Genomic DNA, 15,405 nt, shown 5'->3' on the forward strand with positions numbered 1-15,405 from the left:
TTGAACTTTCCTACTAAGTAACATCCTTTTTTGTAATTAAGAGCGTGATTCCTGTAATACCGCTTTTACGTATGGGTCGTGTAATATTTGTTTTATAATTGGTAACATGCTTTCTTCGAATGGAATATCGATGGGAAAAGGCTTTTGGGAGCCTGGTTTTATCCCGTATTGCACGATTTTGTAATGTGTATTTCCTTCAGACTTGAGCACAATTAACTTATAGCGATTGTCATCGCCAGCGAGTGAAAAATCAATGGAAATAGCGTCATATGTGATTTCATCTTTATATATATACGGTTTTGGTGTACCAATCCAGTCAACTTTTGCTTGTATATTCATGGGCGTAGCCTCCTTATATGTATTATAAAAAAATAAAAGCCGACTCTCAATAAAGAGAACCGGCTGTAGTAGTCATTGGTTATTTTAAAATTTTCACTTTAACAGTTTTGCGTCCCCATTTTTGGGCAGCGCTATCTGATCCAACTAGAACGTCGATACGGTTACCTTTAATTGCACCGCCAGTATCTCCAGCGATAGCTTCTCCGTAACCTTCAACCCATACTTTAGATCCTAATGGGATTACTTTCGGGTCAACAGCGATCATTTTCATATTTGGGTTCGCTGTTAGGTCATGACCCATTGCAGTTAATACGCGGCCGCCATATGTGCCACCGTTTTCGCTCGGGTGAGCTGTATATGCTGTAGCTTCAACTGTTAACTCACGACCACCAGAAGGTTCGCTAGTTTCAGCAGCTTTCACAGCAGGCTTAGCAGCTGGTTTTGCTTGTGCTGCAGGTGCTTGAGCTTTAGCTGGTGCTTGCGCTTTAGCAGGAGCAGGTTGTTCTTGTTTTTCAATAACAGGTGCTGTACCTGTTAAGAAAGGAACGTGAACGTAAGCTGTTTTCCCGTTATATTCAAATTGTAACCACTCATTTTGTACTTGGTACGTTGTTTCGATCATATCGTCTTTCTTAAGCGTTCCAAGAATTTCTGAGTTTGTATTCGCTTCAGCACGTACGTTTAATACGTTAGCTGTTACGTAGTAGATGCTTTTTGTAAACTCTGTACTTACGAATGCGTCTTTACCATCTAAAGAGATTTTTGACCATCCATTTTCTGTATTTAGAACATCTATCTTATTACCGTTTAGTAATTTACCGACAACTTTTGATTCCGTAGTAGGGTTTTCGCGTACGTTTAGTACGTCTGTTGTTACAACAGTTTCTGCATTAGCAGTTGATGTGAAAATCCCAAGACCAAAAACTGCTGCTGTTGCTATACCAATTAATTTTTTCATGATAGCCTCCATTGCGTTTGTTTTCGTGTCCTCATTATAGCAACAGATTTTTTCGGATTTAGGGAAAACACACAATTACAAACCATTCGTAATAAGTCGTTAACATCTTGTAATATAGCAAAAAATATAAGGAAGCGTTTTTCATTCTATGTGATTAGTAGGTTTCTAGTTATATTCAAAATATTTAATGCAACATATTTTTTTCGGCGTAAATAAAAATATTACGATAGTGTTACATGATGTTTACTAAACGATTACATTCCTTGAGTATTTTACCGTTTTATGGGTAATATAGTTATATAAACATAAACATTTCGTTTGTGAATCTATAAACATGTGCTATATACTAGCAAAAAAACCGCATAATTGTTACAAGAGGAAAGGGTTGCAAGGAAGGAATTTGCCCTTTTTTACATCTGTAACACACCCTTTTTTGGGAAAATACATTCCCATCCGCATTTTTCTCGCACAATTTGACAGCAGTATTTCTATCTTGTAGCTCTTGCAGAGTGAAAAGGTTATACGGAAGGTAAGGCTGTCCATAAGAATTCTAATTGGTGAAGGTGAAAGTAAGAGAATTGAAAGAAAATCACCGCAAAAGTTATAGTTTTCTATCCGATTTAACATATCGGAATTTATGTTATTTACAAAAGTTAAACCTACGAAGGGGGATTTGATGAGGAAACTGACAAAAACATTCATCGTTTCATTAACATTATGTATTGCATTTACAATTTGGGGGGCTATTCCCGAATCTATTATTGGAAAAGGTAGCCTAGGAAATGTAACAACTGCAATTCAAACTGCGCTAGTTAGTAAGTTTGGATGGTTTTATATTATTTCTGTTTCTATTATTTTAGGTGTATCTATCTTTTTAATTGTTTCGAAATACGGTTCTATTCGTTTAGGTAAAGATGATGACGAACCTGATTATAGTTATATGACATGGTTTGCTATGTTATTTAGTGCCGGTATGGGTATCGGTTTAGTTTTCTGGGGCGTTGCGGAACCATTAAACCATTTGTACGCACCTCCGTTTGGAGAAGGTGGAACGGAAGAAAGTGCGCGTCTCGCACTGCGTTTTTCATTTTTCCACTGGGGATTACATCCGTGGGGACTATATGCGTTTGTAGCGTTATGTATTGCTTACTTTACTTTTAGAAAAGGAAAAGCAAGTACGATTAGTGCGACAGTAGGTTCGTTATTTAAAGGCGGGGAACATGGGCGTATTGCTCATACATTTGATGTTTTAGCTGTTTTCGCGACGGTGTTTGGTGTTGCGACGTCATTAGGTCTTGGTGCAAAACAAATTGCAGGTGGTGTTAGTTATTTAACATCTATCCCGAATTCATTAACGACACAGTTAGTTATTATTGCAATCGTAACCGTTCTTTTCATGTTATCTGCACAAACAGGTCTTGATAAAGGGATTAAATATTTAAGTAATACAAACATTATTTTGGCATTTGCACTTATGATTATTGTATTATTTGCAGGTCCAACAAACTTTATTATGAATTATTTCACTTCAACAATCGGTTCTTACATTCAAGAATTGCCAAGTATGAGTTTCCGTTTAAGTCCATTAGATGAAGGAGGAAATCAATGGATTCAGTCATGGACCATTTTCTATTGGGCATGGTGGATTGCATGGTCACCATTCGTAGGTACGTTTATTGCACGTGTTTCAAAAGGGCGTACTATTCGTGAGTTTGTTATCGGTGTGTTACTTGTACCGACCGTAATTGGTGCACTTTGGTTCTCTGTTTTTGGCGGAACAGCTATTCATATGGAGTTGTTTGGTGATGCACATATCTTCGAGAAAGTGAAAGAGATGGGAACAGAAGTAGGATTATTCGCTATGTTTGATCAGATGGGAAGCTTTGGATCAGCTTTATCTGTTCTAGCTATTCTTCTTATTTCGACATTCTTTATTACATCTGCAGATTCTGCGACATTCGTTCTAGGAATGTTAACGACACATGGCAGTTTAAATCCGCCAAACCGTATTAAATTAGTTTGGGGTCTTGTATTAGCTGCGTTAGCTTCGATCCTATTATATGTTGGTGGATTAGAAGCCTTGCAAACGGCAGCTATCATTGCGGCGTTCCCGTTCGTATTTGTTATTTTCTTTATGATGGCATCATTATTTAAAGAGTTACAAAAGGAAGGTCGTATGAAGCGACATAAATAATAGAAGGAAAAGGGCTGATTTTATATCAGCTCTTTTTTTGCATAGAAGTAATTTTTATTATAATGAAGGGAAATAAAACTCATTATTATATAAGTAGTATGCCTTTTATACAAATAAAAAACGATACATTTCGACAATATTCGATATCTTTCAAATTCTATTTGCATTTTTGACAAAAAATTGTCGGAAATGTGTTGTCACGTTTATGTATATGTGCTATATTATTTCCTGTAAGCGATTTCAAATAGTTTTAAAGCGTATTCAAGGGGGACATCTAGAATAATGAAACGTTACGAAAGAAAGTGGAAGCATATTTGTTTGAAACGTGTGGCACATCGTAGTGTCCAAGAAAGCACGGAACCTAAGACTGAAACGCGCAAAGAACAGCAAGAGAAGCAATTGGTTCTACAAAAATAGCAATCACTTTTTCGTATATAAATGAAGGTCGATCGTTCGTTGGGGGATGGACGTGAAATTACTTTCAGCTAAGGGGTATTGTCTGATATATAAGTTATACGGCAATAAATAAGCACAGAGCATACGGCGCTCTGTGCTTATTTTTAATGTGCTGTTTATTTGTCTTTTTTGAATCGAACTGTTTTATCCCAGCCAATGACTTGTTTCTTACTCTTTGCACGTAAGTATAAGATTAAACTGCGAATGAATAAGTACGTAAAGAGCTGTGCGTACGTAAAGTACATGATGACACTAATGAAAATATTAGTCGGTGTAAAGGTTCGCTCAACACTTTGGGCACTAAATAATTGCGAAACATATGTAATATACGCAACGTACCACATAAATAATAGCGGGATACTATATTGGATCTGGAATATCCCAAGTAATCCAATTATAAACCAAACGTTTGAAATGATTAGGAATAGCCAAAATACGACATACACTAAAACTTGCTGTAAGGAATGGACAAGAAGTTTTCCCTTAAAGAAGCTTAAGGAAGAAAACATTTTTTCTAAAATGTATAAATTTCCTTGGAGCCAACGCGTACGTTGTTTAATAAGAATTTTTAAATGCTCAGGTTCTTGTTCCCATGTAATCGATTCTGGAACGATTGGTAAGAGATAGCCTTTTTGTGTAATTCGTAATGTTAATTCAGCATCTTCTGCAATTGCATAAGGGTCATAGCCACCAAGCTCTTCTAATGCGGAGCGTCGAAGAAGCATGTTCGTTCCTGTTAGGGAACCTGTTTGGAATAATAACCAGCGCCCAGACTGCATAAGGAGCTGAAAGATTTGAAACTCTAGTGAAATCATTCGCGTCAGCCAGTTTCTCTTTTCATTTACTGTACGAACGTGTCCAACAGCCCCAACAGCATCCCGGGTTGTTTCGGCGTGTTCTACAAGCATTCGCAAGGCATGTGGTTCAGGCTGATTATCTGCATCGTAAACACAGAAATATTCACCATCGGAAATACTAAGACCGTAGTTTAATACACGTGATTTCCCTTTCGGTTCACCGGGCGGGACACGAATGTGACGAATATGAGCATAAGCTTTGTCAAAGTCATCACCAATTTCAGGTGTTTCGTCTTGCGAGTTATCGTTTAGTAAATAAACGGTCAGTTTTCCTGGATATTCGATCTTTGCCATTGCTTCTAATGTATCTTTCATAACGACACCTTCGTTATGAGCGGGTATTAAAATATCGACGCTTGGATAATGTTCTAGCGTACGATCTTTTCGTTTAGTATTTCGGTGAACTAAGCCTGCGATTGTTAAGAAAGAGTAGTAAACGAGTAACCCTGAGAATAGAAAAGCTGTAAAGATTAATACATACTTAATGGAGAATGTAATGCTAATCCAAAAGACAAGTACACAAAACAAAAGAAATAGTAGGAGCATAACGAGTGTCATCATAATACTGTCGGTCCTTCGGTAGCAATGTGTTTTCGCGTCATTTTAATATCTTGAATTGCTTGATTTGCAAGCCATTTCTCCATTTTTGGCTGTAGACGGTTCATTACGATATCTGCACCGGCATCATTTGTATTTTGTAATAAAATGACTAACGTGTCGTTGTCATACTCGGCAGCGAGGTCAAAGTCAGTTCGTACTGTTTCAACTAATAAGGAAGCTACACGGTCCATAACACTTTCTTTCGTATATTTACTAAAGGAAGTGAAATCAAAATAAATAATAATGCCTGTTTCATTACGACGCTTCATTGCAGTTGTTATTAATGCTTGTCGTCTTTCAAATTCTTGTCTCGTTAATAATTTCGATTCTCCAATGTATTGTTCCAACTTTTTCACGCGTGCAGTTAAATTTCTATTTTCGTGAATGACCTTCTTTAATAAGTGGGTTGATATATAAACAATGAAGAAGTTAGCTGCCATCAGGAAGTGGGTAATGATATATTCCCATTGGTGTGATGTACTCCATAAGTGAAGCCATGCTTCATAAAATAAATAGAATACGGAAATGATAGTTCCGAGTATGAAGAAAACAAATGCTGTTTTATCAGTTAAGAATAGGAATAGTACATTTGCAATTACATATATAATTGTAAAAATGAGCGCATGCTCATATTTTGTTATATGTACAGTAGTAAAATAAAATACAATTTGTAAAATCCACATAGATAGGATTTTATAGAACTTATCTTTCACAAAGCTTTCCTCCTTAAAGGTAATTCATACAAGGACACTTGTAGTATGTGCAATTATTAAGAATTAGACTATAAATCCTTTTCAATAGAACAATAACAAGTAATATCCTTTTTTTTGCAAGAAAAAATAAACAGACTTACTAATTATTGTATCATATTGTCTATACATCTAGATATGGATAATATGTAAAAAATCCGCCTCTTTAAAAGAGGCGGATTTATGTGAAAATGTATCCCGCTATTCGCGGGTAGCCTTCACTTTATAGGAACATCATACCTGCAACTGCTGCATTTAAGAAGTTTGCTAATGTACCAGCGATAACTGCTTTAATCCCTAATTGTGCAATTTGTTTACGGCGAGTAGGAGCTAATGTTCCTGTTACACCTAATTGAATTGCGATAGAAGAGAAGTTTGCGAAACCACAGATTGCGAATGTTAAAATTAGGTTTGTTTTTGCAGAGAACTCTGCCATGTGTGGCCCTAAGTTTGCGTATGCAACGAATTCGTTGATTGCAAGTTTTTGACCGATAAAGCTTGCCGCTTGTATAGCTTCATTTGGAGAAACCCCGATTAAGATTGCAAATGGTGATAGTAAGTAACCGAAGATTAAATCAAGGCTAAGTTTAATATCGAACCAAGAACCAACCCATCCTAATAATCCATTTAATAAAGCGATTAATGCGATGAAAGCCATTAACATTGCTGCTACGTTAATAACAAGTTGCATACCTTCAGATGCACCACGTGCAGCTGCATCGATAACGTTTGCGTCTTCACGTTCTGTAGAAAGTTCAACGTTATTATCTACTTGTTCTGTCTCTGGCATAATTATTTTTGCAATTAATAAACTTGATGGAGCTGCCATAATTGCTGCTGCTAATAAGTGTTCTAACGGAATTCCCATTGCGGCATAACCGACAAGAACTGATCCGGCAACAGCTGTCATACCACTTACCATAATAGTGAAGAATTCACTGTTTGTTAAGCGCGCTAAGTAAGGTTTGATTAAGATTGGAGCTTCAGTTTGTCCTAAAAATACAGTTGTTACTGAGTTTAAGCTTTCTGCTTTCGAAGTTCCAAGAAGTTTACTTAATGCACCACCAATGATACTAACGAATTTCTGCATAATACCGAAATGATATAAGATTGCAACTAATGAACTAATAAATACAATTGGAAGTAGTGCTTGAATCACGAAGATAAATCCCCAAGGGCCTTTTGCGTTGACTAAATCCCCAGCAACGAATCTAATTCCCTCGTAAGAAAAATTAATTAATCCTTGAACGCCGTCAGCAGCGTATTTTAAAACTGCTTTACCAGCATCCCATCTTAATACAATAAATGAAAATGACATTTGTAATGCTAGCGCGATTAAAATTGTGCGCCAATTAATAGCTTTGCGGTTGGAAGATAGTAAGAAAGCAATTGCTAATACTCCAATCACGCCGCCAATTCCCCATAAAAGATTCATGCAGTGTATGCTCCTTCCTCATAGTAAAAAAAGTGTATAAACCAGTTGTCTATACTTTTTCGAATATAACATCTTAAGTAACTTATCATAATGGACATCGGAGGTCAAACGTCTAACGAAAAGTTTAAATAAAAAGAAAATTCATCAAAAAAACACATATAAAATAAATTGTCATGAAATAGGTTATGTTTTTTATGAAAATATATACATTATGATAACGTTATGGATTATTTTTGTAGAATATGGTGTATGAAATGGGAAAATAGATGCATTATTTTTGTAGAGAGAAGATAGGGAAAGGGGGTAATGAGGTGAACGTATAACAAAAAGCCTTCTAGTAATCTAGAAGGCTTTGAAAATACAACTTAAGGTGCTTTCGTATAACCTAAGAAGTGCTTGCTCCAATAAGAGTTACTTAATGAAGCGATTGCTACACCTTTATCTCCGGATTGGATAAATGATCCCCCACCAAGGTAAATACCCATGTGAGAAGGACCTGATTTATAAGTGTCTTTGAAATAAATTAAGTCACCTGGTTGTGGATTTGAAGTTTTTTGTAGGCTGCTCCAATATCCTGCAACACTTTGACGACTAATGTTATGACCAAATTTCTTAAATACGTGATAGATGTAACCACTGCAGTCAACACCGTTAGCAGAAGTACCGCCCCAAACGTATGGTACGCCTTGCATTGATTTTGCGTATGCAAGTAGAGAAGAACTGTCACCGCTATTTGTATTGTTATTGTTTTGATTGTTGTTATTTTGATTAGAATCGTTGTTAGGCTTGTTATTCGCTGCACCGCCCACTGGTGTTTTAGATAGGAAACGTGTTCCGATGTAACCAGTTTGACCGTTGTAGTTAATTTTACTCCATCCAGAGTTTTCAGAGATTACTTGAACCTTCTGTCCTTGTGGAAGTGCGCCTATGATTCTATAATTTGTGCCTTCACCGCTACGTACGTTTAATGCAGAAGCATTAATGTAGTAGTCACCAATTGCTTGGCTAGGTTGTTCAGGTTGTTTTGGCTGTTCAGGAGTAGTAGTGCCACCTTTAACGAATTTTACAAACTCGCTACTAACAAAGCCTGTTTTTCCTTGATAGTTCACTTTAAACCAACCGTTTTCAGATCCAATTACGTTTAAAGTAGTACCGTTTAACACGCCACCAATTACGCTATGGTAAGTAGCAGGGCCCGTACGAACGCGTAGAGATGTTGCGTTAACAACGTATGTACCACCAGTTTGAACGGTTACATTATTATTTTGTTCTTGGTTGTTTCCTTGTGTAACGTTGTCGTTAGAACCGCCTTTTGTTACATAGTCTTTGCTTACGTAAGCAGTTTGACCTGCATAATTGATTTTGAACCAATCTTGAACTTCGCCAACGACTTGTACTACTTGTCCTTTTGTAATAGAACCTACAGTAGTATGAGAAGTACTAGGGCCTGTACGAACACGAAGAGAAGATACATTTACTGTATAGTTTCCGCTTGCTGGTTTTACAGATTCTTGGTTGTTGTTTGAAGAACCTGCATTAGAAGAAACACCAGATACGAATTCGCCACTTACGTAGCCAACTTGTCCATTATGATTGATTTTTACCCAACCATTTTCTTGACCAATCACGTTTAACGTTTGACCTTCATATACACGTCCTGAAACAGAACTAGAAGTGTTAGGAGCTGTACGGACACGTAATACATCAGCAGTAACTTTATTTTTTCCACCTGTTGCACTTACATTGGAATTGCTTGCGCCATTTTTTGATACAAATTCACCGCTAACAAAGCCAGTTTTTCCATTGTGGTTAATTTTGAACCAGCCATTTTCTTCGCCAATCACGTTTAAAGATTGACCGTTATAAACGCGTGAGATGATGTCGTGAGAAGTACTTGATCCTGCGCGTACATGTAATACGCTAGTGTTCACCGTATAAGATGAGTTGTTTGATGCAGAAGCTTGGACAGCTTGCGTAGCAGCTTTTTGTGTATTTTGTTCAGGGGCAGCTTGAACACTATCGAGTGTAGGAGCTGCTCCTCCTGCTACAGACACTGCCGCAAGACCGGCAAGGTATTTTTTCATAATTTGTCGATTCCTTTCTGTCTGTAATGTAGTGAAGAAATATTTACCAACTGTTAAAAATTCTAAAGAGCATGTCGATTACTGTCAAGACTTATGCGGGAATCTGAATATGACAAAAAGATTACAAGAAAAAATCAAGGTATGAATTCCACACCTTGATTTCCATTTAAATACATATATTGAATGTAGAAAGGATAGCAATTATTCGTGTTTAAGAAGATGACATGTTGGATTGTAACAAACTTTGAGAAAAGGATCTTTGTAGCATTTTTGTGATAGGTCCAACTTGACCATCTTGAATCGCTGTTCCATCAAGGTGAGTCATCGGTAAAATTTCAATTGTAGTTCCTGTAAAGAAGCATTCATCTGCTTGATACACGTCACGAACACTGAAAAGTTCTTCTTGTACAGGAATATGAAGGGTTTTCGCTAAAGAAAGGACATATTGACGAATAATACCGTTTAAAATAAGGTGATTGGCTGGATGTGTGTACAGAGTGCCATTTTTGATTAGAAAGAAATTAGAACAACTTCCCTCCGTTACAATACCATTTCGTACAAATAGTGCTTCTTTACAGCCTTTGCGCTCCGCTTTCGTAGCAGCGAGTACATTTGGTAATAAATTTAATGATTTAATGTCACAGCGGAGCCAGCGGGAATCTGGTTCTGATATAGCACGTACACCATATTCAATCCATAAAGCTGGTCTTTCCTTTTTTGTAATATAGGCATAGATTGTCGGAGGAGCGTCATATGAGAATGCGTGAGTACGAGCTTGTACACCGCGAGATACTTGCAAATAAATGGTTCCATCTTCGTGGAAATTATTACTTTCAATGAGCTTGTAAAGTAATATGATGAGTTCTGCTTTTGAGAAAGGGAGAGATAATTCTATTTCTTCCATGGAACGATATAATCTTGTTATATGCGGATCTAATAAATGAAAGTTCCCTTTGTATAGGCGAATCACCTCATAGACACCATCTCCAAACTGCAAGCCTCTTTCTTCAAGTTCTATGTACGTTTTTTGCTTTGTTGTATCAATAACTGCATCATTCCAAAGTACAAATCTTTCATATGCCAATTGTCGTCCCATCCTTTCATAAGTACATAAGTAACATGAAACTTTCATTCGGAATAAAAGTCATGATAGTCATTTTTATGTGAGTAATTCTTTACATATGACGTATATGTATTGATAAATCGCAAAGAAGTAGTGGTAATTTATAGCATTTTGTATATATAAATTCGAAAATAAGAAATAAGAATCCTGCTTTTAAATAAAAAAAAGCAACATTCTTATGGAATGCTGCACAAGGAGGGTAGCTATCTTTCATAGGGACATCGTCTCATGGAATGTTTTGTGTAAGGAAACAAAACATTGTAAAAGACAATGATAAGAAAATAGAAACAAACGATTTACATATTTCATTAAGGGATCTTAGTAAAGATGAGAGATAAGAAATATATAGAACCTCGTTTACATATTTTATTATAGAGATGCTCCATTAATTTCGTGTGAATATTTGGTAAAGGTTATGTAATTTTAAAGTTAATGCATATAAGAGGAAAGAGAGAGGAATATAAAAAAAGAGGCTGAGATTACTCAGCGCTCTTCTTTTCTTCTTTAATAGCTGTTTTTACTTCACCAGTTTTGATCTTGTTACTGTCTGAGAAGCGAAGTAAGTCACCTTCAATGATCTTGTCAGACATGTGCAATTCATTTTGGGCACGATCAATTAGTGGTTGAGCTTCTTCTTTCGGTAATTGTACGACTTCACCTGTGTTACGGTCGTAGAATGTATTGTTCGTGTACATGTACTTATCTGTAACGAAGCTACCGTCACGAAGAACAACGAATCCTTTATTGTCTGGTGAGAATACATCATGACCGAATTGAATTTGATTCGTAGAATCTACACCAAGTAAGTTTAGAATTGTTGGTTTAATGTCAATTTCACCAGTTGGTTTTGAAATTGTTTTACCTTCTTTTTGACCTGGAACGTGAATAAACATCGGTGTTTTTTGTAAGTTCATATGGTCAAATGCAGTAATTTCTTCTTTTCCTAAGAACTGTGCCATCGCACGGTTATGGTTTTCAGAAATACCGTAGTGGTCACCGTAGAATACGATAACAGAGTTGTCGTAAATGCCTTCTGCTTTTAGACGCTCAACAAAGTGTTTCAGTGCTTCGTCTAAATAACGAGCAGTTACCATGTAACGGTCAAATACGCCATCACCAGAATTGTACTCATCGATTAATTTCGTACTGTCGTCATAAGTGAATGGGTAATGGTTTGTTAAAGTAAGGAAGCGAGTATAGAATGGTTGCTTTACTTCTTTTAACATATCGATAGATTGATCGAAGTATTCGATATCTTTTAATCCCCAGTTTAATTTTGTTTCTGGCGTAATCTTGTAGTCAAGCTCGTTGTAGTAACGATCATAACCAAGTGCCGGATACATAATGTTACGGTTCCAGAACGTTGCGTTGTTTGCGTGGAATACCGACGTGTGATACCCTTGCTGACGTAAAATTTCTGGAGTTGCTGTGTATTCGTTGTTACCGTGTGTGAAGAATACAGCACCACGGTCTAGTGGATATAACGAAGTATCTACTAAGAATTCAGCATCAGATGTTTTTCCTTGCCCAGTTTGATGGAAGAAGTTATCGAAGTAATAACTTTCTTTCGCAAATTGGTTTAAGAATGGTGTAACTTCTTGTCCGTTAACTTGTGCTCCAATTAAGAACGTTTGTAATGATTCAAGAGAGACAACAATTACGTTTTTCCCTTTTGCAGTACCAAACATATTTGGATCTGGTTTACTTTGTGTCGTTTTCACATAGTTTTCTGCTTCTTGCAATTTACTACTATCAGCAAACGCTTTTTGTGAACTTGATTTTGCTTGTAAGCCAAGATCGTATACTTGGTGTACATATAGTCCTAAGTTTTTAACTAGCATAACGCGGTCGAATGAACGTGTTAATAGTTCTGGACGCTCGGCTTCTGCAAGTCCTAGGTTTGCGCAGAAAATAGCAATTGTTGATACGAAGTATAAAGAACGCATCGGGCGTGCTACACGCTCTGTCGGTGCAAAATCTTTCTTCTTCTTCAATAGAATGAAGAATACGATAATATCCGCAAATGCAAGCATAATTTTGAAGCTAAATAATTCTTTCACACTAGAACCTAAACTTCCGAAATTAGACGTTTGTCCTAGTACTGGTAAAGTAACGAAGTCATTGTAGAATCCGTAGAACATTACGTTACCAACAAGGATGAACGTTAAGATAAAGTTAATTCCAAGTGCTATATAGTTACGTTTTTTCCCTTTTGCAAATAATGCAAGGCCCACAAACAGTAATGATGCTGCTAATGGACTAATGAATAAAATGAATTCTTGCATGAAAGATTCAAGTTTTAAATCAAAGCTTGTGCGTGTAATGATGTAGGTTTTTAGCCATACAGTCAAAGCTACGAATAAAGTGAAACGCACATGTTGAAATTGTGATTTCATGGTTTCTTTCATTCATTTCCACCCTTTCTCTATCAGGCTTGGTCGATTTTGGAGCGAAAAATGTTAAAATAAAAAATACATAGTTTTCTTGGCCATAATTAGAGTTTCTATATTCACCCATATACGACTATAACTATGCATACCCTTTTAGTTTCTTGTGTTGCTCATAAGCATAACGTCATTTCTGTATTATACAACAAAATTCATTTCTGAGAAACACTATAACATTTTACATTTTTTGTATGTGTTTTGTTACTACCAGAGAAAACTTTAACATTCGTTTATATACCCGTCAACTAGAAAATATAACAAAGATGGAACAAAGTGTTAAGTGAAAGTGAAAATTTTCATGGTTGAGAAATAAGAAATGAAGATGGGTAAGTGGTTGTCTAGAAAACTATTATATGAAGGGAAATATGTAAAAATTAACGAACACTTGTTCTTTTTGTCTTTGTTTGTTACAATGAAAATTCATTGATAGATTATGTGTAATTTTGATGAACTTTTACTGATATCATATTGTAGCTTATTTTTTTGAAAAAATAGGGAGGCTTTTATATGGAACAAAAATTTTCAGTTGAAGCGTTTTGGAAGAAAGTAAAACATGTTGCAAAGCAAGCGGGGCAGTCGGTTATTTATGCAAGTTTATTATTGTTTTATGTTTTGCAAAGACCCGATGTTCCAAAACGAGTGAAAATGATTGTAATTGGAGCACTTGCTTATTTTATTGCACCGATTGATGCTATCCCAGATTTCCTTGCTGGAGTTGGTTATACGGATGATTTAGGGGCGTTAATGGCCGCGCTATTACAAGCGTCGTTATACGTCAATGAAGATGTGAAAGATAAGGCACGAATGAAGTTGGCAGAATGGTTTGGTTCGGATATAGACACATCATTTATCGATCAGAAATTAGATCAATAGGTGAGAACTGTCATATGGTGACAGGGCGAACGTAAGCGAGGAAGTGCATTATGCCATCAGGAAAAACGCATACGAAAATAAACTTAATATCCCTTCCGGTTGTTTTGTTTATGCTTTTTTCGTATGGATTAACAGATTTCGATTTTTTATTAACTTTTGCAATTGGCTTTTTAGTGGGCACTTCATTTTTAACACCAGATTTAGATACGTATAGTAATGCGTACAATAAATGGGGATTCCTACGTATATTTTGGTACCCGTATAAGAGGATAATGCCGCATCGTTCCTTTTTTACACACACGATTATACTTGGTGATATTATTCGTATCGCATACATGTTAATTGTGTTTTCTCCGTTTTTATTCCTATTAAATGTAATCGTACTTGACGGGAATTTAATAGAAATGGCGAAGAAACATGAGGTTGAACTTGTAACGTTCGTAATGGGAATTGTGGTGGCGAGTACGCTCCACATTATAGCGGATAAAGTGAACACGCGCCGAAAGAAAATGATGAGAAAAAAGAAGAAACGCAGAAGATAAAAAAACCGTCCCAAAAGGTATTTTGGGACGGTTTTTTTCTTATTAATAAGTCGGTTATCGATGAAATTTCATTTATCATCGTGCGATAGTGCCTTTTTAATCAAACGTTTGTTTAAAATTAAGCTTTCAGTATTTTAATACCTTTTACGATGTTCCAAATGAAGTAGTATAAGCTAATAATGCCACAAATACATAAGACAATCATTGCTCCAATTCCAAGTGTTACGTCTGGTCGATCCGATCCGATACCCATAATTCCTAGAATAATAAATCCAATAAATGACGCGATGCTTGGAATGATGTGTGTCCATAGAGCGCGTTTTGCGTGTGGTTTTGTTTCAGAATCGCCCACAATCCACACGATAATAGGGAATAAGATAGGGGCAAATAATACACTAAAGTATGATAAAGCTGCTAATATTTTGTTTCCGTTCATATATATCACCTCATAAATAATGTCCGTTGTTATACCTTTATTATGCAGGAAATGTAGCGGGCTTCCTATCGATGAACATTACAAGAACATGACGTTTTTGTAAGATTTCTATGTTAAATAATAAAATTTTCAAAAAAATCTTTTTTGAAAGAAAATAATGTGCTAAAGTATAAATGAAAGTTATCGAAAACGTTTTCTTAAACGTTTTTTATTTTTTGGCTAAAAGGTATGATGACCTGATAGTCTATTGATGAGGTTATTCTATTTAAAAGGGGATTCTTTAGGGGGTAACTAACTGTTACGATTTATTTA

Annotated in this window: 12 protein-coding genes; 3 read left to right on the forward strand and 9 right to left on the reverse strand. The window is 36.2% G+C overall.

The annotated features are described in order from the left end of the window. Window positions 1-36: 36 nt before the first annotated feature. Together COE49_RS01770 and COE49_RS01775 are read right to left on the reverse strand one after the other, a co-directional pair. On the reverse strand, window positions 37-339 hold the full coding sequence (locus COE49_RS01770; protein ID WP_088229897.1) for a DUF3910 family protein: 303 nt from the start codon (window positions 337-339) through the stop codon (window positions 37-39). 79 nt (window positions 340-418) lie between these two features. Next, entirely contained in the window at window positions 419-1,297 is an 879-nt protein-coding gene (locus COE49_RS01775) for a cell wall-binding protein EntA (protein WP_088229896.1), read from the reverse strand. Between the two features lie 676 nt (window positions 1,298-1,973). Between COE49_RS01775 and opuD the strand changes: the two genes are divergently transcribed. Continuing rightward, window positions 1,974-3,491, forward strand: a complete 1,518-nt coding sequence (gene opuD / locus COE49_RS01785; RefSeq protein ID WP_088229894.1) for a glycine betaine transporter OpuD — start codon at window positions 1,974-1,976, stop codon at window positions 3,489-3,491. A gap of 572 nt (window positions 3,492-4,063) precedes the next feature. On the opposite strand, the gene COE49_RS01795 is transcribed toward opuD, so the two are convergent. The 6 genes from COE49_RS01795 to COE49_RS01825 form a co-directional block, all read right to left on the reverse strand. Beyond that, on the reverse strand, window positions 4,064-5,365 hold the full coding sequence (locus COE49_RS01795) for a glycosyltransferase family 2 protein (protein ID WP_088229893.1): 1,302 nt from the start codon (window positions 5,363-5,365) through the stop codon (window positions 4,064-4,066). Beyond that, entirely contained in the window at window positions 5,362-6,117 is a 756-nt protein-coding gene (locus COE49_RS01800; protein WP_088229892.1) for a diguanylate cyclase domain-containing protein, read from the reverse strand. The genes COE49_RS01795 and COE49_RS01800 overlap by 4 nt, the downstream gene beginning before the upstream one ends. Before the next feature lie 259 nt (window positions 6,118-6,376). Continuing rightward, the gene (locus tag COE49_RS01805) at window positions 6,377-7,588 is read right to left on the reverse strand and encodes a NupC/NupG family nucleoside CNT transporter (protein WP_088229891.1); all 1,212 of its coding nucleotides are present in this window, start codon (window positions 7,586-7,588) and stop codon (window positions 6,377-6,379) included. Between the two features lie 365 nt (window positions 7,589-7,953). Further along, window positions 7,954-9,672 (reverse strand): C40 family peptidase, encoded by a 1,719-nt coding sequence (locus COE49_RS01810; RefSeq protein WP_088229890.1) that lies wholly within the window; start codon window positions 9,670-9,672, stop codon window positions 7,954-7,956. A 211-nt stretch (window positions 9,673-9,883) separates the two neighbouring features. Then, window positions 9,884-10,768 (reverse strand): D-amino-acid transaminase, encoded by an 885-nt coding sequence (locus tag COE49_RS01815; protein WP_088229889.1) that lies wholly within the window; start codon window positions 10,766-10,768, stop codon window positions 9,884-9,886. Between the two features lie 506 nt (window positions 10,769-11,274). Beyond that, the gene (locus tag COE49_RS01825; protein WP_088229887.1) at window positions 11,275-13,203 is read right to left on the reverse strand and encodes an LTA synthase family protein; all 1,929 of its coding nucleotides are present in this window, start codon (window positions 13,201-13,203) and stop codon (window positions 11,275-11,277) included. Between the two features lie 546 nt (window positions 13,204-13,749). On the opposite strand from COE49_RS01825, the gene COE49_RS01835 reads away from it, so the two are divergent. Both COE49_RS01835 and COE49_RS01840 read left to right on the forward strand, forming a co-directional pair. Continuing rightward, window positions 13,750-14,115 (forward strand): YkvA family protein, encoded by a 366-nt coding sequence (locus COE49_RS01835; protein WP_088229885.1) that lies wholly within the window; start codon window positions 13,750-13,752, stop codon window positions 14,113-14,115. 50 nt (window positions 14,116-14,165) lie between these two features. Next, a complete protein-coding gene (locus tag COE49_RS01840) occupies window positions 14,166-14,657 on the forward strand; it encodes a metal-binding protein (RefSeq protein WP_088229884.1) in 492 nt (163 codons plus the stop codon). 118 nt (window positions 14,658-14,775) lie between these two features. On the opposite strand, the gene COE49_RS01845 is transcribed toward COE49_RS01840, so the two are convergent. Continuing rightward, complete coding sequence (locus tag COE49_RS01845; RefSeq protein WP_088229883.1) at window positions 14,776-15,093, reverse strand: magnetosome magnetite crystal formation protein family; 318 nt, start codon at window positions 15,091-15,093, stop codon at window positions 14,776-14,778. Window positions 15,094-15,405 lie beyond the last annotated feature (312 nt).

Source organism: Bacillus sp. AFS029637 (genome assembly GCF_002584985.1).
GTDB lineage: Bacteria > Bacillota > Bacilli > Bacillales > Bacillaceae_G > Bacillus_A.

Coding starts and splice junctions, on each gene's coding strand:
- COE49_RS01770 (WP_088229897.1), bottom strand. CDS start 339: ATGAATATACAAGCAAAAGTTGACTGGATTGGTACACCAAAACCGTAT.
- COE49_RS01775 (WP_088229896.1), bottom strand. CDS start 1,297: ATGAAAAAATTAATTGGTATAGCAACAGCAGCAGTTTTTGGTCTTGGG.
- opuD (WP_088229894.1), top strand. CDS start 1,974: ATGAGGAAACTGACAAAAACATTCATCGTTTCATTAACATTATGTATT.
- COE49_RS01795 (WP_088229893.1), bottom strand. CDS start 5,365: ATGATGACACTCGTTATGCTCCTACTATTTCTTTTGTTTTGTGTACTT.
- COE49_RS01805 (WP_088229891.1), bottom strand. CDS start 7,588: ATGAATCTTTTATGGGGAATTGGCGGCGTGATTGGAGTATTAGCAATT.
- COE49_RS01810 (WP_088229890.1), bottom strand. CDS start 9,672: ATGAAAAAATACCTTGCCGGTCTTGCGGCAGTGTCTGTAGCAGGAGGA.
- COE49_RS01815 (WP_088229889.1), bottom strand. CDS start 10,768: ATGGGACGACAATTGGCATATGAAAGATTTGTACTTTGGAATGATGCA.
- COE49_RS01825 (WP_088229887.1), bottom strand. CDS start 13,203: ATGAAAGAAACCATGAAATCACAATTTCAACATGTGCGTTTCACTTTA.
- COE49_RS01835 (WP_088229885.1), top strand. CDS start 13,750: ATGGAACAAAAATTTTCAGTTGAAGCGTTTTGGAAGAAAGTAAAACAT.
- COE49_RS01840 (WP_088229884.1), top strand. CDS start 14,166: ATGCCATCAGGAAAAACGCATACGAAAATAAACTTAATATCCCTTCCG.
- COE49_RS01845 (WP_088229883.1), bottom strand. CDS start 15,093: ATGAACGGAAACAAAATATTAGCAGCTTTATCATACTTTAGTGTATTA.